The sequence below is a fragment of the Streptomyces rishiriensis genome, from assembly GCF_003112535.1.
GTDB lineage: Bacteria > Actinomycetota > Actinomycetes > Streptomycetales > Streptomycetaceae > Streptomyces > Streptomyces rishiriensis.
The window spans coordinates 307330-329152 of sequence record NZ_BEWA01000002.1 but is presented as its reverse complement, the minus strand read 5'-3'; the positions used below and the strand labels follow the sequence as shown (position 1 = coordinate 329152).

The window sequence follows — 21823 nt, the reverse complement described above, 5'->3', positions numbered from 1 at the left end:
GCCGGCCGCCGGGAACGGCGTCCTCACCCGACCGCCGACGACCGCGGGCCGCTGACGACGGAGGAGAAGACCTCCTGGTTCTCCTGACGACCGGTCACCCGGACCGCGGCGAAGGCCCGTTCCCGGGTGGGCAGCGGCGTGACCTCTATCCAGCAGGGCGCGTCCCTCCCCCTCCCCGGCGAACACATCGTCTTCGCCGGGATATCCCGGCCGATCACGCGGCTCGGAAACGGTGATTCCTTGCCCCGTCGATGGTTCAGCGTTCTTCGGTGACTCTGCGGCGACCGAGGGGAGGATTTCTCGACCCTGTCGGACCTCGATAGTCCGGAGAGACCTCATGGCGAGCTCGGACGAGAACGGGAGCGTCATCCTTCGTCTGTACGACGAGGCGCTCAACCAGGGGAATTCCGAGAAGATCGCCGGTGAGCTGGTGACCCCGGACGCGGTCGGGCATCACGCGCCCTATCCACGGCCAGACCGGGCCCGAGGTCCTCAAGGCGACCTGGCGCGGGGTGACAGGGGACGACACACCCGCGCACGGAGCCGGTGGACCGTCAGTGCGCCTCGGCCGCCTCCTCGCCCGCCGGAGCGTACGGCGGGACGGCCTGGACGCGCTTGCGGATGAAGACGGCCGTGCCGAGCGCCGCCACCAGGGCCAGACCCGCGGAGGCCAGGTACACCGAGGTCAGACCGTGTGCGCCGGCGTCGTGCAGGACGTCCAGGGTGGTGCTGCGCCCACTGGTGAGGGCGTTCTCGGCGGCGGCCGGGTCTTCGACCTTGCCGTCCAGGTCGGCTCGGATGACGTCGGCGAAGACCAGACCGAGCACGGCCACGCCCAGCGCCTGTCCCAGCTGACGGAAGGCGGCCATGGCTCCCGAGCCCATGCCGGCCCGCTGGGGCGGCACCGAGGCGAAGACCGCGGAGCCCGTGGCCGGCATGCCCACGCCCACGCCGACGCCGATGACGAGCAGCCCCGGCAGGGCCGCCGCCCACGACGAGCCGCCGTCGATCGCGAGCCCGTTGACGGCGCAGCCGGCGCCGATCAGGATCAGCGCCGCGGTGATGGTCACCCGCGGGGAGACGTCGTGCAGACGCTTGCCGGTGAGCGTCGCGGCGGCGAACGTCGCCGCGGCCAGCGGCAGCAGCGCCAGACCCGCCTTGATCGGGGTGAGCCCGACGACCGACTGCAGCCACAGCGAGGTGAAGACCAGGCTGGAGAAGCCCCAGGCGGAGGCGATGGTGCTCAGCATGATGGCGAGGAAGGAGGGGTTGCGCATCAGTGAGATGTCCAGCATGGGGCTCGGATGGCGCTGTTCGACGACCACGAAGAGCACGGCGCTCAGGATCGCCAGGGCGAAGAGGCCGAGCGTGAAGGGCGAGGTCCAGCTGTCCTCGCCGGCCCGGATCAGACCGTAGGTCAGGGCGCCGGAGGCGAGGGCGAAGGTGATGATCCCGGGGAAGTCGATGCGGGCGCCGCCCGGCTGCCGGGACTCGGTGAAGCACACCCTCGTCAGCAGCATCGTCACCAGGCTGATCGGGATGTTGACGTAGAAGATGGCACGCCAGCTCATGCTCTGGGTGAGCAGACCGCCGAAGATCGGTCCGACCGCGGCGGCGACGCCGATGACCGCGGACCACACGCCCATGGCGGCGCCGCGGTCCTTGCCCTCGTACGTCGTGGCGAGCAGCGCCATGCTGGTCACGAACATGGCGGCCCCGCCGATGCCCTGCAGACCGCGGGCCGCGATGAGCATCTCGGGGTCGGGGGAGAGGGCGCACAGGAGCGAGGCTCCGGCGAACACCGCCAGCGACAGCAGGTAGACCCGTCGGCGGCCGAGCAGGTCGCCCACGGAGCCGGCGCTGAGCGTGAGCGCGGCCAGCACCAGCGTGTAGATGTTCATGACCCACTGCAGGCTCGACAGTGAGGCGTCGAGACCCGTGCCGATCTCGGGCAGCGCGACGGTCACCACGGTGGTGTCCACGATGAGCATGAACGACCCGAGGCACACCGCGACAAGCGGCAACCACTTGCGCATGAGATGTCCTTTCGTCTGCGGGAACACTCGCAGAGTGGCGACGAAGGGCCGGATGCACCTAGCCAGAGCGGTGATTCTGACGGATACGCGCACATGTTGATGGCGTAGAGGCGGAAACCGTCGATTCGATCTGTTTCAGAGACGCGTGACGTCGCGGAAGGCCTCGCTGGGCAGGGTGGACCCGGCGCGCTTGACGGTGCGGTCGACCGTCGCCATCTCCATGTTGTGGACCCCCTCCAGTGACGCCACCCGTTCCGTGAGGTAGCGGTAGAGGTCCGGGTGGTCCTTGCAGGCGACGGAAGCCATGAGGTTCGTGGGGCCGGTGGTGACGGCCGCGAAGGAGACCTCCGGGTGCGCGGCCAGCGCCTGGGCCGTTGCGACCAGCTCCGAAGGGCGCACCGACATCCACAGGCGGGCCTCGGCACGGTAGCCCAGCGCCGACATCGGCAGGTCGACCTCGTACCGCAGGACGCCGGTGCGCCGCAGGTGGTCCATGCGGCGCCGCACTGTCGACTCCGACCAACCTGTGGCGTCCGCCAGCTCGCCCAACGCCGCCCGTCCGTTGCGGGAGAGGACCTCCATGAGGGAGTGGTCCTCGGGCGAGAGGTCCGTCGGGGCGTTGTCCGCGCCGTACGGCTCCGGGCGCAGGGCCTCCGCCTGCTCGGGGGTGAGCGACGCCAGGCCGGACCACTGCGACGGACTCGCGAACCCCTGGAGCATCGCGTGGGCGCTGAGCGACACCACGCGCGTGGTGCGCGACAGCTTGTGCAGGAGCAGCGAGTCGCCGCTGTCTCCGCCGGTCCGCGCCTGCGTGCCGCAGGAGATCTCGGTGCCGCCGGACAGCAGATGCACCCAGAACGTGTCGGTGCGGCGGGCGAGCGCGGCGGCGATGCCGCCCGCCGCGTCAGGGGTGCACTGCAGCCGGATGGTCCACGGCACATAGCCGAGCCGGGAGAGGTTCACCGAGGCCACCACCCTCAGCAGACCGGCCGAGTACAGGCGGTGGTAGCGGCGGGCGACCGTGCTGTCGGAGACGCCGAGGACCTCGGCGATCCTGTTGAACTGCACGCGCCCGTCGATCTGCAGCGCGTGCGCGAGGCCGCGGTCGACCTTGTCGAAGGCGAGGGAATTCATCTGCTGATGCTAGGCAGGTGCAGGAATCCGTCAGAAGAGGCCCCTGCGTGCAGGCGTCGGGTCGAAGCGACCATGCATGGTGCGGTGCGGTGTGCGAGCGCGTCAGATGCTCGGTGGAGACGGTGATCCGTGGATCGGCCGAGAAATCTCTGCCGAGAATATTCTGCCGAGGTTTCATTTGCAGCGATACCAGCATCTGGGAGGGACGCCTGAATTGCGCTCGCCCACGAGACAGTCGATTCCCTGCCGGCGTAGCCTCACCCGCCCGGGGCCGTTCCCGTGGCGGTGACGGTCGCGCCGGTTCGGTCGTCGGCGGCCGGTCCGGGGTGCCGGCGGCATGCGAGGCGTGAAGGCTCCGGCCCACCGGCCGCGGCACGGTCGAGAACCGGCCAGACTCCCCTTTCCTGCGATTACCGACGCAAAGCCCTTACCAACCCGGCACACTGTGGGGCGCTGCGGACAGTGGCGGTATGTGAAGGTGGGCAGGACGCTCCGTCGGCCGGCTGCCGGCGCGCCGTCGGCGTGGCCCGGCGTGTCCGATCGGCCTGTCGCGGACCGTGCACAGAAAAACCACAGGCATCCTCTACAACGTCTCGGACGGTCGGGGTGTCAAGCACTCGACACAGAAGGTCAGGGAGGGAGCCGCGGTATGCGCTGCCGGGTGGGACGTCAGGCCCTTGAGTACGGATCACGGGCGAGGTGGGAGTCGCCTTGCTCGTGAACGACTCGCCGACGCTGACCCTGCCGCGCGTCCTACCGGAGCCGACGCCCGCCGTGGTGCACCGGCGCGGCGGCCGCATTGCCGCGCTCGACGGCATGCGGCTGCTGGCGGCGTTGATGGTGGTGGCGTACCACTACATGGCGCTCTACGGAGGCTGGTCGGCCCGCGGGGAGACGCTGTTCCCCGCCGCGTTCCCCTCCACCGCCTACGGCTGGCTGGGCGTGCCGTTGTTCTTCCTGATCAGCGGTTTCGTCATCTGTATGAGCTGCTGGGGCAGGTCCCTGGAGTCCTTCTTCGTCTCCCGGGTGGTCCGGCTGTACCCCGCGTACTGGTTCGCCGTCCTGGCCACCACCGTCGTGCTGCTGCTCGTGCCGGGCGGTCAGAATCCGCTGCCCGTGGCCGACGTGGTGACGAACCTGACGATGCTTCAGGAGCCGCTCGGCGTCGCCAAGGTCGACGGGGTGTACTGGACGCTCTACGCCGAACTGCGCTTCTACCTCCTGTTCGCGGTGATGGCGTGGTGGGGCCTGACGTACCGTCGCGTGCTGGCCTTCTGCTGCGTCTGGGCCGCGGCGGGCATGCTCTTGGCGAAGTCCGAGGAGTCGCCGCTCTACGGGCTGCTCATGCCGAACTACTGCTGGTACTTCATCGCCGGCATGGCCTTCTTCCTGATCTACCGTTTCCGGCCGAATCTGATGCTCGTCGGTGTGGTCCTGCTGTGCTTCGGGGCGTCCCTGCCCTCCGCCCACGACACCTGGAGCCGATCGCGCGGCTACTTCCATCAGGGCATCCCCTTCTGGCCGGTCGTCGCCGTGCTCGCCGCCTGCTTCGGGGTGATGGCCCTCGTCGCGACCGGGAAGCTGAACTGGATGAAGTGGCGCTGGCTCCCTTACGCGGGGGCAGTCACCTATCCGCTGTATCTCATGCACCAGTACATCGGCTGGGAGATCATCGGAGCGCTGAAGGACCGGCTGTCGCCGTACCAGGTGCTCGCTCTGACGATCAGCGCCATGCTGACGGCCTCGTGGCTGGTGCACCGGCTGATCGAACGCCCGGTGAGCCGCCTGCTGCGCCGCCGCCTCTCCAGCGCCCTGTTCCGCCCGGAACCCCGCTGAGTCGTCCCGGCGGCCGCTTGGACACCCGAACAGCCCCGGCACCTCCCCTTGATCGTCGGGGAGTGTCCGGGGCTTCGGCGTGTCGGGTGAACCGTGACTTGGTGATCCGCGGCTGACTACCGCGGATGTGCGGTGCCTTCGACACACATTCGGAAGGGGGCGCGGTTGCCGTTCTCATCGCGCTGGCGGCGGGTTGGTGCGTCCGACGCCGAAAGCAGACATGCCACTCGCCGACCCCGTCCGGGCGTTCGGCCTCACCCGCCGATTCCGATTTGGATCATGACGCCGTCGGGCACGGAGGCCGTGAAGTTCGGCGTCAGGGTGAATCTGACCGAGCCGTACTCGTGGTCCCCGGTGAGGCGGATCGTGCCGTTGGAGTCCGTGACCAGGATCCCTTCGGAGTTCACCGCGGCCTCATGTGCCTTGCCTCTGACCGTGTCGCCGGACGCGTCGAAGTCGACGTCGCCGCTGAGCTTTCCGCCCTGGCCCCGGGCGGGAGGTTCGTGAACTTCATGGTGGAGGCGAGCGAGGCAACATCAAACACTGGTTGCCGCACCGGGGGATCGAATGTGACCACGAAGTCGCTTCCGGGAGCGCTGCCACGTACTTCTACCGCATCGCTGAGAGGAAGCTCCGGCTCGAATGCCGACCATCCGTAGCCGTCGTATTCGTTGCTGATGAAAGAGTTACCCAGAGGTCCCTCGATCGACACGGCAACATCGCCCAGGACCCCACTGGCCCGATCTCGAACGGGATCGGCGGACGTCCAGTCGACGAACGCAGTCTGAAGTGTCGGCGCTGACATAATTCTCGACCTCCTGAAGGTATGATTCCGGCCCCCTGTCCTTTGCTCGAATTGGGATTCGGAACGGGAAAGGCGGCTAATCGCCATGAGCCTCGCCAACCCCACGGGGCAAACGCCAAATACGGGAAAACGATGCCCTCTGTAAATGGCTTGCGGGTCGCAAGGCTGCCCATCCCCCAAAAAAGAGCCGCTATGCCGCTGAGGAGATATACTACTAGGCTTTGAAATGGCCAGTGCCTAGGTCTCACAATACACTCTAGAACTTCCCGGCACCCTCGCAAGTTGATCCTTTGGTTGCCGATTCAGCTGCTTCGGGTAGGTCCAGCATGGCCCCCTCGGTCGATGATTATGGAGGGAAAGCCCTATCCCCTCGGGGAGGTGCTCGCCGTCGTGGCTGCGTACGCGGGGGCCGTTGCCGAGGAACACCCCTGGCGCACGTCGGTGGAAGCGGAGGTGCCGGACGCGCTCTCCGCCGAGTCGTGGCGGGAGGTCATGGACGTGGTTGCGGAGGCCGGTCGCTTCGGGCTCCTGGCCACCAGCACGAACGGTCGCACCCTCTGGGCGGTCGTACGCAATACGGTCCCCACGACGGGCGATGTCGGGGGACCGGGCCATGAGCGGTAGGAGCCGACCAGCGTGCTCAACCGTATCCACCGTGCCGTCTCGCTCACCGGAGAGCGGCAATTCCCCAGGGGCAGGCACCGCCGCCGCTTAACGACCTCCGGGCCGTCGGCCACCCTCGCCGCCTCCCTGTCTCCGGACAGGACCACAGCCGCCCGCCGGCGTGCCTCCGACGACGTGGACCACCGGCAAACGCTCAAAGGGAGGACATTGCGCTCGTCCACCCGTCGGCCTGGTGGAGGTCCGCTGATGCGCCCCCGTCGACAGACCCGCGTCACGGACACCTCGGCAATCCCCGCACCGATCGACCGCATGCCGGATCGGCACCCACCACGCCTGCGCAGAGTCCTCCCCGGCCTCGGCGCCTGTCGACCTCCCGGTCGTCTACGAGGCATGCGACTGCCCGTGTCATTCGACGCCGGGCCGAATGCGGCGTTGTCACGCAGCTGGTGCCGTATCAGGCGACGTTTGCCCCTGCTGGCGCGACGCGAGCCGTTCGAATCCCGCGATCTGCGGCGCGCTAACCTGAGGCCGTAAATGAGCGAGGCGTGACCCGCGGGCCGACTTCGGGGAACGGCATTGTGGTGAAGGAACGAGATGCAGGCACTGACACTTGGTCCCACGAACCGTGAGCGTGTCGTTCTCTTCGCGGCTGGAGCAGGCGGCGACCCGGAGCGTTACCGGCCCCTCTTGGAGCACTTGGCAGCCCATGACTGCCAGGTCATCGCGCCCTGCTTCGAGCGCTTCGCCGCCCGGGAGGCGACCACCGCTGAGCTTCTCGCACGCCCGGTGGGGCTGGTCGAGGCCCTCCACCAGTGGGCGCCTGAGGACGCGCCTGTTGTGGTGGTCGGCCACTCGATCGGCGGATGGGCCGGCCTCTGTCTCGCCGGTGCGACGCCCTGGGGACGGGACGGCAGGCCGCTGGATGTCCCCCATGAGCCACGCGTCAGCCGTCTCGTCTTGTACACTCCCGCGACCGGCTGGTTCGCCGCTCCGGGCGCCCTGGACGCGGTGAAGGCGCCGATGCTCGTCTACGCGGGAGAGATGGACACCGTCACGCCCGTCGAGCAGGCCGTCCGCCTGGAGGGTGCACCGGCCCAGGTCGACCTTCGTGTCGTGCCGGGGGCCGGTCACTTCAGCTTCATGAATACGCCTCCGCCGGGCATGGCCGAAGCCGAGGGCTTCGACCGTGCCCGGTTCCTCGCCGACCTCGCGCAAGCGACCCTGGAGTTCGTCATCGCGCCCTGAGAGGACGTGACAGGTCGTCCGGACGCTGGTCCGGACGGCGTGGTATTGCCGGGCTGTGCGGGTGGCAGAACGAGTACAGGTCCGCGCGATCGATGACGACGAGGGGCAGCGCCTGTTGCGGATCATCCGCAGAGGCACGGGTTCGGTGGTGACCTGGCGGCGTGCGCAGATGGTGCTGCTGTCCGCGCAGGGCATGCCGGTCGCGCGGATCGCCGAGGTGTCGTTCACCAGCCCCGACCGGGTACGGGACGTGATCCACAATTTCAACGCCGACGGCTTTCGGGTCTTTGTGTCCGAATTACTCCGGCGGCCGGGCCAGGACGTTCACGCCGCCCGAGCGACGGGAGATCAAGAAGATCGCCAAGTCCAGGCCGACCGAGCACGACCTGCCGTTCTCGACTTGGAGCCTGACCAAGCTCGCGGACTTCCTGGTCGCCGACGGGGTGGCCGACGACATCAGCCACGAGGGCCTGCGCATCCCGCTCCGCGAGGAAGGCGTCTCCTTCCAACGCGTGAAGACCTGGAAGACCTCCCGTGCCCCGGACTACGCAGCCAAGAAGGCCCGCATCGGACACCTCCACGCGATCGCCGACGGCGAGGTCATACGCGAGGCAGGCGAGCCCGACGTCGTCTTCTGCAGGAACCGCTCCGGGATCGGTGGAGGCTCTATGCGTTGACTCCAGCCGCCTGACCTGAAAAGGCGGCTGGAGGCCGCTGGAGATCTCCCCGAGCCGGCCGACGGAGACTGACGCCTCTCGCCGAAAACTCGACACGCATTCGACACAGCCACCCGCGAAAACCCGGATACGACCGGACAGCCCCGGACCTTCCCTCTGATCATCGGGGGAGGGGCCGGGGCTTCGTCATGGCGAGCGAAACGTGCTCTGACCAGCAAAAATGCCCTCCCGGAGGGAGGGCGGAGACTTGCGCCCCCGGCAGGACTCGAACCTGCGGCCAAGCGCTTAGAAGGCGCCTGCTCTATCCACTGAGCTACGGGGGCCGATGTGGTGGCCTCGTACGTGCTGCCCGGGTGTGGGCCGATCCGTCACGCTGCCGGGGACAAGGATAGGGCTCCCGGTTCCTTGTCCTGGTTGCTTCGCCTCCGTGGCTCAATGTGGAGGTTCGGTGAAGCGGTCCTGATAATCGCAGGCAGGTGCGAATCGTGCATCGCTTTTGGCGTCCCGGAACGCGGGTGTTGTGCACTCGTTATGCCTGGGCTGTGCCTCTGTCCCAGTCGCACCTTCCGTCCGTTGTGTCCTATCGGCGCGCAGACATGCCTATATGCTTCATAAATCCCCTAAAATTGGGCATTCTTCGCGTGTGGTGACCTTGGACGTACGGCCTCAGCTGCTCGACGCACTCTCCGCCCTGCGCGACCGTGTCGCCGCCGCACGCTTTCCGCTACCCCTGGCGGGCGCCCCACGCGCGCGTGCCAACCGCGACGAACTCCTCGCCCAGCTCGACGACTACTTGGTGCCCCGGCTCAGGCAGCCGGAGGCCCCGCTGCTGGCGGTGGTGGGCGGGTCCACCGGCGCCGGCAAGTCCACCCTCGTCAACTCCCTGGTGGGGCGGCGCGTCAGCGAGGCGGGCGTGCTGCGGCCGACGACACGGACCCCGGTGCTCGTATGCCATCCGGAGGACCATCACTGGTTCAGCGGCATGCGGGTGCTGCCCGGCCTCACCCGCGTGTGGGCGCCCCATCAGGACTCCACGGAGGACCTGTTGCTGCCCGGCGAGGACGGCAGACGCGTGCTGCGCATCGAGACCGCCGACACTCTGCCGCCCGGCCTCGCCCTCCTCGACGCGCCCGACATCGACTCCCTCGTCGCCGACAACCGCGTCCTCGCCGCCGAACTGATCTGCGCCGCCGACATCTGGGTGATGGTCACGACGGCCGCCCGTTACGCCGACGCCGTGCCCTGGCATCTGCTGCGCACCGCCAAGGAGTACGACGCCATGCTCGTGACCGTCCTCGACCGCGTCCCCCACCAGGTCGTCTCCGAGGTGTCCCGGCAGTACGGCGCCCTGCTCACCAAGGCCGGGCTCGGGGACGTCCCGCGCTTCACGGTCCCGGAGCTGCCCGAGTCCGCCTGGGGCGGCGGGCTGCTGCCGGCCACCGCGGTGGCGCCGTTGCGGACCTGGCTGGCCCATCACACCCAGGACTCCGCCGCCCGCCGCCACGTCCTGACCCGCACGGCCCACGGCGTGCTCAACTCCCTCAAGGCCCGTATGCCCGAGCTGGCCGGCGCCGCCGCCGCGCAGTACTCGGCGGCCCTGCGGCTCACCTCGGCCGTGGAAACGGCGTACGACAGTGAGTACAAGCGTGTGCGGGGCCGACTGCAGAGCGGCGCCGTGCTCGCCGGCGACGCCCTCAAGCGCTGGCGGGCCTTCCCCCTGGACTGCACCGCCGGCGAACTCCTCGACGCCCTGTCGGAGAGCCTCGTCGCGCTCCTGCTGTGTGCCGTCTCCGCCGCCGACGAACGCGTCGACGAGGCCTGGCGGCGCGAACCCGCCGCTGAAGCGCCGGAGCTGACGGACCGGGACACGGCACCGGAGAGCGTCGAGCACCGGATCGGCCTCGCGGTACGGCGGTGGCGTCGCGAACTCGACGAGTACGCCGAGGACGAGGTGCGGGGCCTGGAACGCGGTGTCGCGCCGGATCCGGAGGCCGTCGCCGCCCTCGTCGCCACCGCCCTGCTGGGCGGCCGCAGGGCGCGTTCCGCGGGCGAGGGGCTCGCCGAACGGATCGGCGCCCACGGGGCGCTGCGGCTGCGCGACCGGGCCGGACGACTGCTCGCCGAGCACCTGGACCGCGTCATGCACGCCGAGCGCGAGCGCCGCCTCGCGCCCCTCGACGGACTCGAAGTCCACCCCGAACCCCAGGCCGAACTCATCGCCGCGCTGTCCGTACTGCAGAAGGAGAGGTGACCGGTGACCGCCGTCACTGACCAGGACCACACGGACCACACGGACCACACGCATCGCATGGGCCACAGGAATCGCACGGACCACATGGGTGACGGAGACAACCGCGATAGCCGGGAGAACGGGAAGACCGGGAGCACCGGGAGCACCGGGATCACCGGGAGCACGGGGGATCCGGAGCGGGGGGACGTTCGTGGTTCGGGGGAGGAGGAGGGCCCGGCGACGGGGGTTCGGGACCAGGAACCCCGGGCCCCTCGAGAGCAGCGGGCTCCCCGGGATCCGCAAGAGCCTGAGGATCAGCAAGAGCACCGCGCGCGGGAGCGTCGTGCCGAGCGGCGCGAGCGCGCGGAACGCGAGGCCGCCCGCCACGCGCGCGTGCCCGACGCCGGATCCGGAGCGGGCGGAGCCGACGGTGGCGCGTCCGCCTCCGCCGAGGACGCCTCCGCCCGCACGGCCTCCGGTCAGGGCTCTCGCGCCGACTCCCCGTCGGAGGGCGGCGCGGCCTGGGACGACGGTCTCATCGCCCGTCGGGTGACCGAGGCGTCCGCCGCCGAACAGGCCGCCGTCAAGGAGGCCCGGGGCGGCGGGGGAGGGGGAGGGGGCGGGGGAAGCTCCCTGCCCACGACCCCGCTCGTCTACGACGGGCATCTGCGGTCCCGGCTCGACGCCCTGCGCGAGCTCGTGGGGCTCTCCCGCGCACGCCTCGACAACAGGACGCTCGCCCGGGCCGGCCGGGTCCTCGACGAGGCGGCTGCCCGGCGCAGGCTCTCCGGGCAGCACACGGTCGTCGCTCTCGCGGGGGCCACCGGAAGCGGGAAGTCGCAGCTGTTCAACGCCCTCGCCGGAGTGACCATCTCGGAGACGGGCGTACGCCGGCCGACCACCTCGGCGCCCATCGCCTGCAGCTGGAGCGACGGCGCGGCGACCCTGATCGACCGGCTCGGCATCCCGGGACGACTGCGCAGGCGGCCGGTGCAGAGCGCGGACGCGGAGGAGCAGCTGCGCGGGCTCGTCCTGATCGACCTGCCCGACCACGACTCCGCGGCCGTCCAGCACCGCGAGCAGGTCGACCGCGTCCTCGGGCTCGTCGACGCGGTCATCTGGGTCGTCGATCCGGAGAAGTACGCCGACGCCGTCCTGCACGAGCGCTATCTGCGACCCATGGCGGGCCACGCGGAGGTCATGTTCATCGTGCTCAACCAGGTCGACCGGCTGCCCGGCGAGGCCGCCGAGCTGGTCCTCGACGACCTGCGGCGCCTTCTGGACGAGGACGGCGTCGCTCTCGGGGAGTTCGGCGAGCCCGGCGCCACCGTGCTCGCCCTGTCCGCGCTCACCGGGGACGGCGTCGGCGAACTGCGCGAGCTGCTCGGCCAGTTCGTCGCGGAGCGCGGCGCGGCGGCGCGCCGCATCTCGGCCGACCTGGACACCGCCGCCTGGCGGCTGCGTCCCGTCTACGCCACCGGGCGGCGCACCGGGCTCAGCGAGGAGGCGCGGGACGAGTTCGCCGACCGTCTCGCGGACGCCGTGGGAGCGATCGCGGCCGGCGAGGCGGCCGAACGCGCCTGGCTGCGCAACGCGGGCCGCGCGTGCGGGACGCCGTGGCTGCGGCTGTGGCGCTGGCACCAGGACCGGCGCGACCCTCCCACCGGCCGGCTGCCGGTCACCGCCCAGCCCGACGAGGAGACCACGGCTCGGCAACGCGTCGAGCAGGCGGTGCGCACCTTGTCCGAGCGGGCCTCGGCGGGGCTGCCCGCACCGTGGGCGCAGGCCGTGCGGGAGGCGGCCGTGCGCGGCGCCCAGGGGCTGCCCGAGGCGCTGGACGAGCTGGCGGCCCGGGCCGGACTGCCGCCCGGTCGGCCGCCGCGGCCGGGCTGGTGGCCGGTGGCGGTCATGGCGCAGGCGTGCATGACGCTCCTCCAGGTCGTCGGCGGGCTGTGGCTGGTCGGGCAGATCGTGGGCGTCCTCGCGCCGAATCTCGGGGTTCCGGTGCTGCTGATGGTGGCCGGGATCGTGGGCGGTCCGCTGGTCGAGTGGAGCTGCAGGATGGCGGCACGCGGCCCGGCCCGGCGCTACGGCCAGGACGCCGAACGCCGGCTGCGGGAGGCGGCGGCCGGGTGCGGCCGGGCGCGCGTGCTGGATCCCGTCGCCTCGGAGCTGCTGCGGTACCGGGAGGTCCGGGAGCAGTACGCGCGGGTCATGGGAGTGGGGGCCGGCGCGCGATGACGGCAGGTGATCCGCGGGGGTGACCCCCTATGGGGGGTGTGCATCACTCGTCCGGGTGGTGGGGTTGTCCACAAGCCGGGGGTCATCCACAGCGCCCGTCGGGCCCGGCCTGGCGGCGGCAGTCTGGCTTCGCGGCGATCGCGACGGATGCGGTCGCCGCGAGGCAGGCGACGGGACGCGGCCCACGGGTCCACGACCACCGGTCCACGACCGTCGCGGCGGACGCAGCCGTACGGGACGGACCCGGCGGCGCATCCGGGCGGCGCGACCGCCCGGCGAGGGAGGGGTTCGAGTGAACGAGACGATGGTCTGCGCGGTGGGCAACGTGGCGACGCAGCCGGTCTTCCGGGAGTTGGCGGCGGGCGCGTCGGCGAGGTTCCGGCTGGCGGTGACCTCGCGCTACTGGGACCGCGAGAAGAGCGCCTGGACCGACGGGCACACCAACTTCTTCACGGTGTGGGCCAACCGCCAGCTGGCCTCCAACGCGATGGCCTCGCTGAACGTCGGCGATCCGGTCGTGGTGCAGGGCAGGCTGAAGGTGCGCACGGAGTCCCGCGAGGGACAGCAGGGCTGGACGTCGGCGGACATCGACGCCGTGGCGATCGGGCATGACCTCGCCCGGGGCACGTCGGCCTTCCGGCGATCGGGCCGCCCCGAGCAGGCCGCCGCCGGCGCGCCGACGCGGCCCGAGCCCGACTGGGAGACACCGGCCGCGGATCCCGCGGAACCGGAGCCCGCCGCCCAGCGGCGACGCGAGCCGGCGGCGGTGACGTGAACCGAGGCCCGGCGCGGCACGGGATGATCCACTGCGTGAGGGAACGGGTCGGTGACGCAGCGTCAGGGAAGAGCCGGCCCGGTCGCTGACCGAGTTGCGGCTTATCGGGGAATACGCTCCAGGCCGTCGAGTGTATTTGTCGATAAGCCCGGCCGGTCGGCGATCTTGGGGATAACGATTCCGAGTCGGATCGCCGATCCGATGAGATGACCGGGAAGCGCGGTGCGTCGCGTCTCTAGGATGCCGGACGTGGCTCACGGAGCTTCAGATTCTGCAGGTGGGACCGTGCCCCCCACATCAACGGGTCCTGCTCGAAGGGGAATTGTGTGATTTCTTCGTTCTCTGCGCGCTTCTCGCGCGGACGAGGTGCGGTCCGCCTCGCCGTGGCGACGCTGGTGTCCGGCTTCGTCGCGGCCGGCGTCGTCGCCGGCGCGGGCACGGCGACGGCCGCCGAGATGACGCAGAGTCAGGGTGGGGCCACCGCGACGATAGGCGGCCTCAAGACCTACGGCGCGGCCGTGGTCCACGCCGACGGCGGGGATCAGGAGGTGTCGGCAGGACTGTTCGAGATGTCCGTCGAGGGCGGCGGCACCCTGCAGACCTACTGCGTCGACCTGTACAACCCCACGCAGCGGGACGCCAGATACCACGAGACGCCGTGGAGCGGCACCTCGCTCGGCGCCAACCGGGACGCGGGCCGCATCCGTTGGATCCTGCAGAACTCCTACCCCCAGGTGAACGACCTCGCCTCGCTCGCCCACAAGGCCGGCATCGACGGCGGTCTCACGGAGCAGGACGCCGCCGCCGGCACCCAGGTGGCCATCTGGCGCTATTCGGACAGCGCCGCCGTCGACGCCGTCGACCCGAGGGCCGAGCGCCTCGCGGACTACCTCCAGAAGGCCGCCCGCCCGGTGGCGGAGCCCCGGGCCTCCCTCTCCCTGGACGTGCCCGCCGTCTCCGGCCGGCCCGGCGAGCTGCTCGGCCCGGTGACGGTGCACACCGAGGCGACCGCCGTGACGGTCACGCCTCCGCCGAACGCCGCCACCAGCGGGATCCGGATCGTCGGCAAGGACGGCAGGGTGGTCACCTCCGCGGCGGACGGCAGTCAGCTGTTCTTCGACGTGCCCGCCGACGCGCTCCCCGGGTCGGCCGAGCTGACCGTGCAGGCCTCCACGAGCGTTCCCGTCGGCCGCGCCTTCACCTCGGAGAGCCGCAGCCAGACGCAGATCCTGGCCGGCTCCAGTGAGTCGACCGTGTCGGCGACGGCCAGCGCGGCCTGGGCGAAGCAGGGCGCCCTCCCGGCGCTGTCCGCGGCGAAGGACTGCGCGAAGAGCGGCGTGGACCTCACCGCCGTCAACCGGGGCGACGAGGCCTTCGTCTTCGAGCTGATGGGCGCCGACCACGCCGTCCCGGCCGGTGCGTCCCGGACGGTGACGATCCCGTTGCAGGAGGACCAGGCCTACGACTTCACGATCGCCGGCCCGCAAGGCGTCGACTACCGCTTCACCGGCGTCGTGGACTGCAGGACCCAGGCCGACGAGACCGCGGGCCTGACCACCCAGACCCTCAGCGAGCCGAGCCCGGCCACGGTGGGCGGCGTCTCCACCGAGAGCGGCGTCGACCTCGCCGCGACGGGCGGCGCCGGCACCACCCCCCTCATCGCGGGCACCGCCATCGGCCTGGTGATCATCGGCGGAGCGGCCCTGGTCCTGATCGGCCGCAAGGACGCCCGACCCCACGACTGAACCGACTGCCCCCTGGCGTCGCCCCGGGCGGGGGATGGGCGGCGGGGGCCGGGTCACGGGGGCCGGGACGGCGACCTCGGACGTATATCGGCCGCCCGGGGCCGCCCGGGGACCGCCCGGAGGTGACCCAGGGGCCGTCCGGGGTCGTCCAGGGGCCGTCCATCGGTCGTCTACGACGAAACCCCAGGTCAGCCGTCCCCCGTCATTCGGGTTACCACCCGGGGGTGGACCTCAGGCAAGATGGGGTGTTACTTACCGCAGGAGGGCACAAAAAAGCCCCTCACCAGCGGTTATGTCGCCGATGAGGGGCCGTCTCAGGCCGCTTGGGCCGTCTCTGGGCCGTCAGCCGTCTCGGGGCCGTCGTGAGCGTGCTCGGCGGCCCGGTACATCGCGGAGACGGCCTTTCGGGTCCGAGTCTCGCTGGACGGCATCAGGTGCGTGTACACGCGGAGCGTGAACCCCGGGTCGCTGTGACCGAGGTAGAGGCTCAAGGCCTTGATGTTCTCTCCGGCGTCCAGGAGCACCGAGGCGTAGAAGTGCCGTAGGGCGTGCATGCCGTGCTCGCGGGCGGCTGCGTACCGCTGCCCCTTCTCGGGGGTTGGGATGATGCCGGCGGAAACCAGTGCAGGCTTCCACGCCTGGTCGTTGAAGCCCTGACTCCAGATGGCCGCGCCGATGCCGCTCGTGAAGACGAGGCGATGCGTGACCTTGGGCCCAGTCGGAGTCAGCCAGGGCAGGGTCACGTCTACGGGCGGGAAGCGTTCCATGTGGTCGTGGAGCGCGGCGGACACCTCGGGGTCGAGGGGGACGTCACGGAGCTTGCCGCGCTTGGGCGGCGCGAAGACGAGCGTGCCGCGTACCTTCTTCACCTGCTGGCGTACGTACACCCATCCCAGGTCTCCGATGTTGTCGACGGCCAGGCCAAAGATCTCGCCCTGCCGCAACCCGCATCCGGCGCCCAGGTCGACCATGGCGCGATAGCGCTCGGGCAGGCCGCCACGCACCCCGAAGACCTGCTCTGCGGACCACGGATGCACTCGTGACGGCGCGGGACGAGGTGCCTTGACCGATCGAGCCCGGCAAGGATTCGAGGCCAGCAGGCGGTCATCCACGGCCGCGTTGAGGACCGAAGAGACCGCATCGAAGATCAGACGCCGGTACCGGGCCGACGTCACCGAGTCTTCGAGCTGGCGGTTCCAGTCGCGGATGTGCTCGGCCTGGAACGACCCGATGGGCCGGGCACCGAGGTACGGCAGGGCGTGGAGGCGCAACCGTCCTTCCACGGCGGCCCGGCTCGTGAGGTCGGTCGTCAGGGCCGCCAGCCAACGTTCCGCGTACTCGCGGAAGGTGACGCGGGCCGCCTGCGGGTCGATGTACTGACCTCGCGCCATATCGGCCTCGATGCTGGTCAGCCAGACATCTGCCAGCCGCTTCTGCTTGTCCGGGAAGCTCTTCGACTTCTCTGTGCCGTCGGGTCCGACGTAGCGAGCCCGGTAGCGCATGCCGAGGCCGTGACGATCGGTCTTGACCTTGCGGGTCTTGCCGTCCGGACCGACCTCGGCCCTGTACCAGCGGTCTTGGATGTGTCCGGCCATCAGGCAGCCGCCCCCTCGCGCAGCGAGTCTACCCATGCGCGCACATCGGCCGGGTCGAAGCGCAAGTGCCGGCCGACGCGGAAGCCACGGGGTCCGGTGCGCTTGCGTCGCCACTGGTAGACCGTCTCGACGCTGGGCAGATCGAACATCTCCACCAGGTCCTCAGGGGTCAGGTATCGCGAAGGCAGGGCACGGGGTTCGGCGACAACGTCGGCCAGGGCCAGGCGTCGGCTAGCCATGGGTGGGCTCTCCTTCGGTTCTGGGGGCGGGTTCGAGGGACGCAGCGAGCCAGGCTTCGGCGTCGGAGAGGCCGGTTCCGGCGAAGACCCAGTGGGCGAGGACATACGTCGTCTCGGGTCCGGTGTCGGTCGTGTTGGCTGCCTGTGCTCGTCGCCATTCGGCGCGGGCGTCGCGGAGTGCGCCGAGGGTGGTGGAGTAGCGGCGGGACTTGGTGGAGAAGTGGCCGCGGAAGCCGAGCATGTGAGCCCAGGCCCGTAGGCGGAGGTGTTCGAGGTCCTTGCGTGCGCCGAGCGCCCAGGCGGTTCGGATGAGGCGGCGCGCGTGCTCGCTGATGTCGAGCTGGGCGAGTTCGGCAACGAACTTGAGCGGCCGGTCGAGAGCTCCCGTGGCCGCCTCCGCGCCCTTGGTGGCGTACTTGGCGATGTAGGCGGCGACGGCGCGTTCGGTGAGCTCCCGGCCGTCGTTGAAGTCGGCGGATCGGATGGTGCGGACGTCGAGTTGGCGGCCGAAGGCGAAGGCGTGAACGCGGCCGTCGATGGTCGGGCCGTCGACACGGACCTTCGACGCGGCAGCCCCGATGGCGTCGGTCAGCAGCTCGGCGGTTGCCCACGCCGGAGGCGGAGTCTCGCCGCCACCGGGACCATCGATGCGGATGACGGCGTGAAAGTGGACCGCACCGCGCTTCTGGTACTCGGCGACCTTGGCGAAGGACACGCGAGCGTAGTCGCGGAGCTCCCGCTGTGACAGACCCGCACGCTTGGCGACCTCTCGGCGCAGGTAGATCGAGAAGCGTCGCCAGAGGGGCCCGGCGTGCGCGTTCCAGAGCACGGCGGCTTCGTAGTCGTAGGTGTCCAGCTGGAGCGGGGTGCCGAGCGCTTCGTCCTCCTGGTCGTGGTGGGTGCCGCAGCGGCAGGGGCGTCCGTCGGTTCGGCGGTTGTGGACGGGGCCGAAGCCGGGGGCAGTGAAGGTGGCGAAGACGCGAGGGTGAGTAGCGACGCGTTCCGGGGTGCCCTTGCCGCCGCGCAGGCCTGCGGTGATCAGTTGGAAGGTGTCGCGGCGGTAGACCTCCGAGCAGGCCGGGCAGCGGGTCGTGCGGCGGTTGTTGCAGCGGACGAGGAGTTGGCCGGCCGGGAGGTCGGACGAGTTGAGCTGGTGGAGGATGCGGCCGATCTCGCCGGTTGCGGTGTCGACGTCGTATTCGGTGCGGTGGCCGTCGAGGCGGATGGGGTGGGTGCAGCCGCCGAGGCCGGAGAGCTGGCGGAGGATACCGGGCAGGGTGCCGCCTGCGGCGAGGTTGCTGAGTTCCGGGAGTGGGGGCGGGGTGGCGCGGGTGAAGATGACGGTTCTCCTTCTGACGGGCACTTCGGGAGGAGTGGGCCACCGAGGCGGCGAGTACGTGGCGGTGTCGCGCCGCCCCGGTGGCCAGGCCGCAGGTCAGCGGCGGTGGTGTTCGCGGAGCAGGGAGCGCAGGACCACGGCGGCGACCGCGACCGAGATGGCCGCGACGGCGACGGCGGCCAGGAGCGCGGTGAGGACGACTCCGCCGACGAGCACGGCCGCGACGGTCTTCTGATCGATGGAGACCGACGGGAGCGAACGCCGGACCGGGACGGGGGCCGGGTCGGTCGGGGCGTGGGTGTGCGCGGGCGGCGGGGTGGGGTTGTCCGGGTACTTCGGCAGGAACACGGCAAAGTCCTTATCTACTCGTCTAGTCATGTGAGCCGTTTACGACGTCCACGCCGGAGCGCGTGCCGGACTCGATGGCAGGGGCGAGGAAGGTGCGCGAGAGCCAGAAGCCGAAGAGGGTGATCAGGACGACGATCCACACTCGGACGCCGAGGTACTTGATGGCCGCCCAGGCGAAGAAGCCGAGGACGACGACGAGCGGCAGGCTGACGGTCACTGGGTACGGGGTCCTTTCAGCGGACGGGGCAGCGGTGGGTGCGGGCGGCCAACTCGGCGGCGGCGCGGCTGTCGTAGTCGGCGGAGAAGTTGCAGCGCGGGGCGGTGCAGGCGGCGGTGTGCTTCTCGCGGCCGCGGTGGTCGTAGGCGGTTCCGACCTGCACGGGACCGATGCGGGTGACGTTGCGGAAGCGGCGGTTGGTGGTCATCAGAGCTCCCTTCAGAGGTGGCTGGCGATGGCTTCGGCCATGGGCGCCGGGACGCCGAGCCGGGCGCGCAGGGTGGTGACGTCCATGGGGGTGCCGGTTCGGGTGTGGTGCTCGGCGGCGACCTTGCGGGCGTGGTCGATGAGGGCGGCCGGGACCGGGACGGCCGGGCGGTCCAGCGGGGCCTCGATGGCGGGTGGTGCCGGGGCGGTCGGCTCGGGGGCCGTTTCGGGCTCGTCCTCCTGGTCCTCGATGGCCTCGACCTCGTCGGCCGCCTTGGGTGTGGTGTGGGCGAGGAGTGTGCCGCCGAGGAAGGCGACGGCGGGCCAGCCCGCGACGAGGATGCGCAGCCAGGCCGGGACATCGCCGAGGTCGAGGAGGCCGGCCGTGGCGACGTTCGCACCGAGCGAGGCGGCGAGCGCGATCACGAACCAGCACCAGGCCGCCCCCTTGGACGAGCCGGAGCGCAGTCGACGCCAGGTGGCGACGAGCAGCAGGTCGACGGAGACGGGGTAGGCCCAGGCTTTCCAGCCGTCCTGTCCGGCCGCCACGGCGACGTCATGGATGTGCGCGAAGGACAGCGCGGCGGCGATGAGCGCCTGGACGAGTACCGCGTCGATGCGGGCCAGTTGGGCGCGCATGAGGACGTCTCCTTCCTGGTTCAGGCATGGGAGGGGTAGGGACGTGGCGCGAGACGGTCACGCCGACCGGGGTGCGGTGAGGCTCAGTCGGCGAGGGGGCGCGGCTGGACCGCGGGCCCCGGCCGCTCGACCGAGGGCAGCGGCACGGGCACGTAGGGCCGAAACGGCTTCAGCGCGGGAAGGTCCGGCACCAGATGGGCCGTCTCCCGGCAGACGTCGGCGGCGTCGCTGAGGGAGAGATACGGGGTGCGGATGCGGGACCAGCCGCCGGACGTGTCGCCCGCGACGGCGAGGCCGGGACGTTCGGCGGGGATGGCGCATGCGGCGAGGACCGCTTCCGGCGCGATGTCGCCGAGGGCCATCTTCGCGGAGGCCTCATCGTTCACGCGGTGGCAGACCCGGCCGGTGAGCTGGGCCCGGAGCATGGTCGCGCCCTTGCCGAGTTCGGCACCGAAGCGCTGTCCGCAGACTTCGAGGTAGATGCCGGCCGCGCGGCCGAGCTGGGCGAGGCGGATGAGCTGGGTGACCATCTCATCCCGGCGTTCCTCGTCCTTGCGGGTGGCGGTCAGGAACAGTTCGGCCACCTCGTCGACGAACAGCACGACGGGCACGGGCCGTTCGCTGCCGGGCAGGCCCCAGATGTCGGAGGTGATCTCCTCATTCGGAGTGCTGGGGGCGATGCCCTGGCGGGCTTTGATCAGGTCGTACCGGTCCTCCATTTCCTTGACCAGAACGGGCAGCAGCTCTGCCGCTTCATCCGGATCGGTAGCCAGAGCCGAGAGTCGCGAGGCGAACGGGGCCAGCTCGACCCCGCGCTTGCAGTCGACGCCGACGAGGGCAACGTCCTGCGGTGCAAGGCCCGAGACGAGATGGCGCAGGTACATGGACTTGCCCGACAGTGTTGCGCCGAGCGTGAGTTGGTGGGGGACGGCCCGGTAGTCGCGGACGAAGGGCATGGCATCCTCGCGGAGCGCGACGGGCACCTTGAGGAACCCGCCCTCAGTCTTGCGAGGCATGCGCACCTTCCGCAGGACGTCGAAGCCGACGAGCCGCAGTTCGACGACTCCGGGCTTGACGGTGGAGACATACACGGCGTGGACGCCCCAGGCATGCCGCAGCCGTTCGGCCGAGGCGGCGACGTCGGCGGGTTCCTGCCCCGGCGCGAGGCGGAGGCGGAGCCGTAAGCCGGTCGACGTGGGTCGGATGATGCCCCGGCGGGGTGGAACGGGCCGCACCTCGCGTCGAGTGGTGGCCTTGACGGCGAGGACACGCAGCCGGGACGGCGCGACGGTCAGGCCGCAGGCTTCCATGACCGAGGCGTACGAGCTGAGCAGCCGGACGGTGGATATCGGTCCGCCGACGGCGGACCAGTAGAGACCGGGGTGGTTGGCCCGGGCGTAGGCGGCCCCGCCGCCGATCGCGGCGACAGGACCACCCACCTCCAGAAGCGTCGCGAGATCGCTCATCAGGCCGAGGCCCCCATGACGGCCGGGAAGGCGGCCGGGGTGACGGCGGCGGCCCGGAAGGCGATGCCGTGACGCTGCTGGCCGTTGAACACGGACTCCCACGGCCGGGCGACCAGCCCCGGCAGCGAGACCGGCGCACCGAGGTTCAGCCCCTCGGAGACACCGCCTTCCGGGACGGTGACCTTGATCAGCGAGGACTCCCCGTCCTCGATGTAGACGACACCGATGGTCATCAGCGCCTCGCCACTGACGGCGTCCTTGGCGATCTCGCCGGTCTGCCGGTCGCGGACCTTCGGCTCGGGAGCCTCGGTGAGGAGGATGGTCGCGGCGGAGGTCTCTACACGGATGGTGCGCACAGGACTCATTCCTATCTACTCGTCTATACAAGAAGCGATCTGCGAACCCGATCGCTCGGGCTCACGACA

At 70.6% G+C, this 21823-nt stretch carries 19 protein-coding genes, 1 tRNA gene and 1 pseudogene; 8 read left to right on the top strand and 13 right to left on the bottom strand.

All coding sequences use genetic code 11. From position 1 onward, the window contains the following. Positions 1–554 precede the first annotated feature (554 nt). Together Sri02f_RS03145 and Sri02f_RS03140 are read right to left on the bottom strand one after the other, a co-directional pair. Positions 555–2036, bottom strand: coding sequence for an MFS transporter (locus tag Sri02f_RS03145; RefSeq protein ID WP_108999504.1), 1482 nt, complete (start codon positions 2034–2036; stop codon positions 555–557). Between the two features lie 135 nt (positions 2037–2171). Further along, the gene (locus Sri02f_RS03140; protein WP_108999503.1) at positions 2172–3170 is read right to left on the bottom strand and encodes an Lrp/AsnC family transcriptional regulator; all 999 of its coding nucleotides are present in this window, start codon (positions 3168–3170) and stop codon (positions 2172–2174) included. A 717-nt stretch (positions 3171–3887) separates the two neighbouring features. Here Sri02f_RS03140 and Sri02f_RS03135 point away from each other — a divergent pair. After that, complete coding sequence (locus Sri02f_RS03135) at positions 3888–5006, top strand: acyltransferase family protein (RefSeq protein ID WP_245970383.1); 1119 nt, start codon at positions 3888–3890, stop codon at positions 5004–5006. Positions 5007–5260: 254 nt separating this feature from the next. On the opposite strand, the gene Sri02f_RS41065 is transcribed toward Sri02f_RS03135, so the two are convergent. Beyond that, positions 5261–5413, bottom strand: coding sequence for a hypothetical protein (locus Sri02f_RS41065; protein WP_159106659.1), 153 nt, complete (start codon positions 5411–5413; stop codon positions 5261–5263). Positions 5414–6159: 746 nt separating this feature from the next. Here Sri02f_RS41065 and Sri02f_RS03130 point away from each other — a divergent pair. The 3 genes and pseudogenes from Sri02f_RS03130 to Sri02f_RS03120 all read left to right on the top strand — a co-directional run. Then, positions 6160–6435 (top strand): hypothetical protein, encoded by a 276-nt coding sequence (locus Sri02f_RS03130; protein WP_245970418.1) that lies wholly within the window; start codon positions 6160–6162, stop codon positions 6433–6435. Between the two features lie 594 nt (positions 6436–7029). Further along, entirely contained in the window at positions 7030–7680 is a 651-nt protein-coding gene (locus tag Sri02f_RS03125) for an alpha/beta hydrolase family protein (protein ID WP_108999502.1), read from the top strand. A 61-nt stretch (positions 7681–7741) separates the two neighbouring features. Continuing rightward, positions 7742–8333, top strand: a pseudogene (locus Sri02f_RS03120) (helix-turn-helix domain-containing protein); the annotation flags it as partial. Positions 8334–8607: 274 nt separating this feature from the next. Here Sri02f_RS03120 and Sri02f_RS03115 read toward each other — a convergent pair. After that, positions 8608–8680, bottom strand: a tRNA-Arg gene (locus Sri02f_RS03115). A 320-nt stretch (positions 8681–9000) separates the two neighbouring features. On the opposite strand from Sri02f_RS03115, the gene Sri02f_RS03110 reads away from it, so the two are divergent. The 4 genes from Sri02f_RS03110 to Sri02f_RS03095 all read left to right on the top strand — a co-directional run bounded on the left by Sri02f_RS03110 (position 9001) and on the right by Sri02f_RS03095 (position 15348). Next, positions 9001–10608, top strand: coding sequence for a dynamin family protein (locus Sri02f_RS03110; RefSeq protein ID WP_108999501.1), 1608 nt, complete (start codon positions 9001–9003; stop codon positions 10606–10608). A 3-nt stretch (positions 10609–10611) separates the two neighbouring features. Beyond that, positions 10612–12828: a YfjP family GTPase gene (locus Sri02f_RS03105; RefSeq protein ID WP_108999500.1), complete on the top strand. Its 2217-nt coding sequence runs from the start codon at positions 10612–10614 to the stop codon at positions 12826–12828. Positions 12829–13120: 292 nt separating this feature from the next. Then, on the top strand, positions 13121–13603 hold the full coding sequence (locus tag Sri02f_RS03100; protein WP_108999499.1) for a single-stranded DNA-binding protein: 483 nt from the start codon (positions 13121–13123) through the stop codon (positions 13601–13603). 326 nt (positions 13604–13929) lie between these two features. Continuing rightward, entirely contained in the window at positions 13930–15348 is a 1419-nt protein-coding gene (locus Sri02f_RS03095; protein ID WP_108999498.1) for a TQXA domain-containing protein, read from the top strand. Between the two features lie 314 nt (positions 15349–15662). Here Sri02f_RS03095 and Sri02f_RS03090 read toward each other — a convergent pair whose 3' ends face one another. The 9 genes from Sri02f_RS03090 to Sri02f_RS03050 all read right to left on the bottom strand — a co-directional run bounded on the left by Sri02f_RS03090 (position 15663) and on the right by Sri02f_RS03050 (position 21754). After that, the gene (locus Sri02f_RS03090; RefSeq protein ID WP_108999497.1) at positions 15663–16943 is read right to left on the bottom strand and encodes a tyrosine-type recombinase/integrase; all 1281 of its coding nucleotides are present in this window, start codon (positions 16941–16943) and stop codon (positions 15663–15665) included. Beyond that, complete coding sequence (locus Sri02f_RS03085) at positions 16943–17182, bottom strand: helix-turn-helix transcriptional regulator (RefSeq protein WP_108999496.1); 240 nt, start codon at positions 17180–17182, stop codon at positions 16943–16945. Before Sri02f_RS03085 ends, Sri02f_RS03090 begins: the two co-directional genes overlap by 1 nt. Next, positions 17175–18458, bottom strand: a complete 1284-nt coding sequence (locus tag Sri02f_RS03080) for a replication initiator (RefSeq protein WP_108999789.1) — start codon at positions 18456–18458, stop codon at positions 17175–17177. Before Sri02f_RS03080 ends, Sri02f_RS03085 begins: the two co-directional genes overlap by 8 nt. Before the next feature lie 159 nt (positions 18459–18617). Beyond that, a complete protein-coding gene (locus Sri02f_RS03075) occupies positions 18618–18869 on the bottom strand; it encodes a SpdD protein (protein ID WP_108999495.1) in 252 nt (83 codons plus the stop codon). A gap of 22 nt (positions 18870–18891) precedes the next feature. Continuing rightward, on the bottom strand, positions 18892–19086 hold the full coding sequence (locus tag Sri02f_RS03070; RefSeq protein WP_108999494.1) for a hypothetical protein: 195 nt from the start codon (positions 19084–19086) through the stop codon (positions 18892–18894). Positions 19087–19102: 16 nt separating this feature from the next. After that, positions 19103–19294 (bottom strand): mobile element transfer protein, encoded by a 192-nt coding sequence (locus Sri02f_RS03065; protein ID WP_108999493.1) that lies wholly within the window; start codon positions 19292–19294, stop codon positions 19103–19105. An 11-nt stretch (positions 19295–19305) separates the two neighbouring features. Then, entirely contained in the window at positions 19306–19932 is a 627-nt protein-coding gene (locus Sri02f_RS03060) for a DUF2637 domain-containing protein (protein ID WP_108999492.1), read from the bottom strand. An 83-nt stretch (positions 19933–20015) separates the two neighbouring features. Beyond that, positions 20016–21398 carry an FtsK/SpoIIIE domain-containing protein gene (locus tag Sri02f_RS03055; protein ID WP_108999491.1) on the bottom strand — a complete coding sequence of 461 codons (1383 nt, stop codon included), beginning with the start codon at positions 21396–21398 and terminating at the stop codon, positions 20016–20018. Continuing rightward, positions 21398–21754: an SCO3933 family regulatory protein gene (locus Sri02f_RS03050; protein ID WP_108999490.1), complete on the bottom strand. Its 357-nt coding sequence runs from the start codon at positions 21752–21754 to the stop codon at positions 21398–21400. Before Sri02f_RS03050 ends, Sri02f_RS03055 begins: the two co-directional genes overlap by 1 nt. Positions 21755–21823 lie beyond the last annotated feature (69 nt).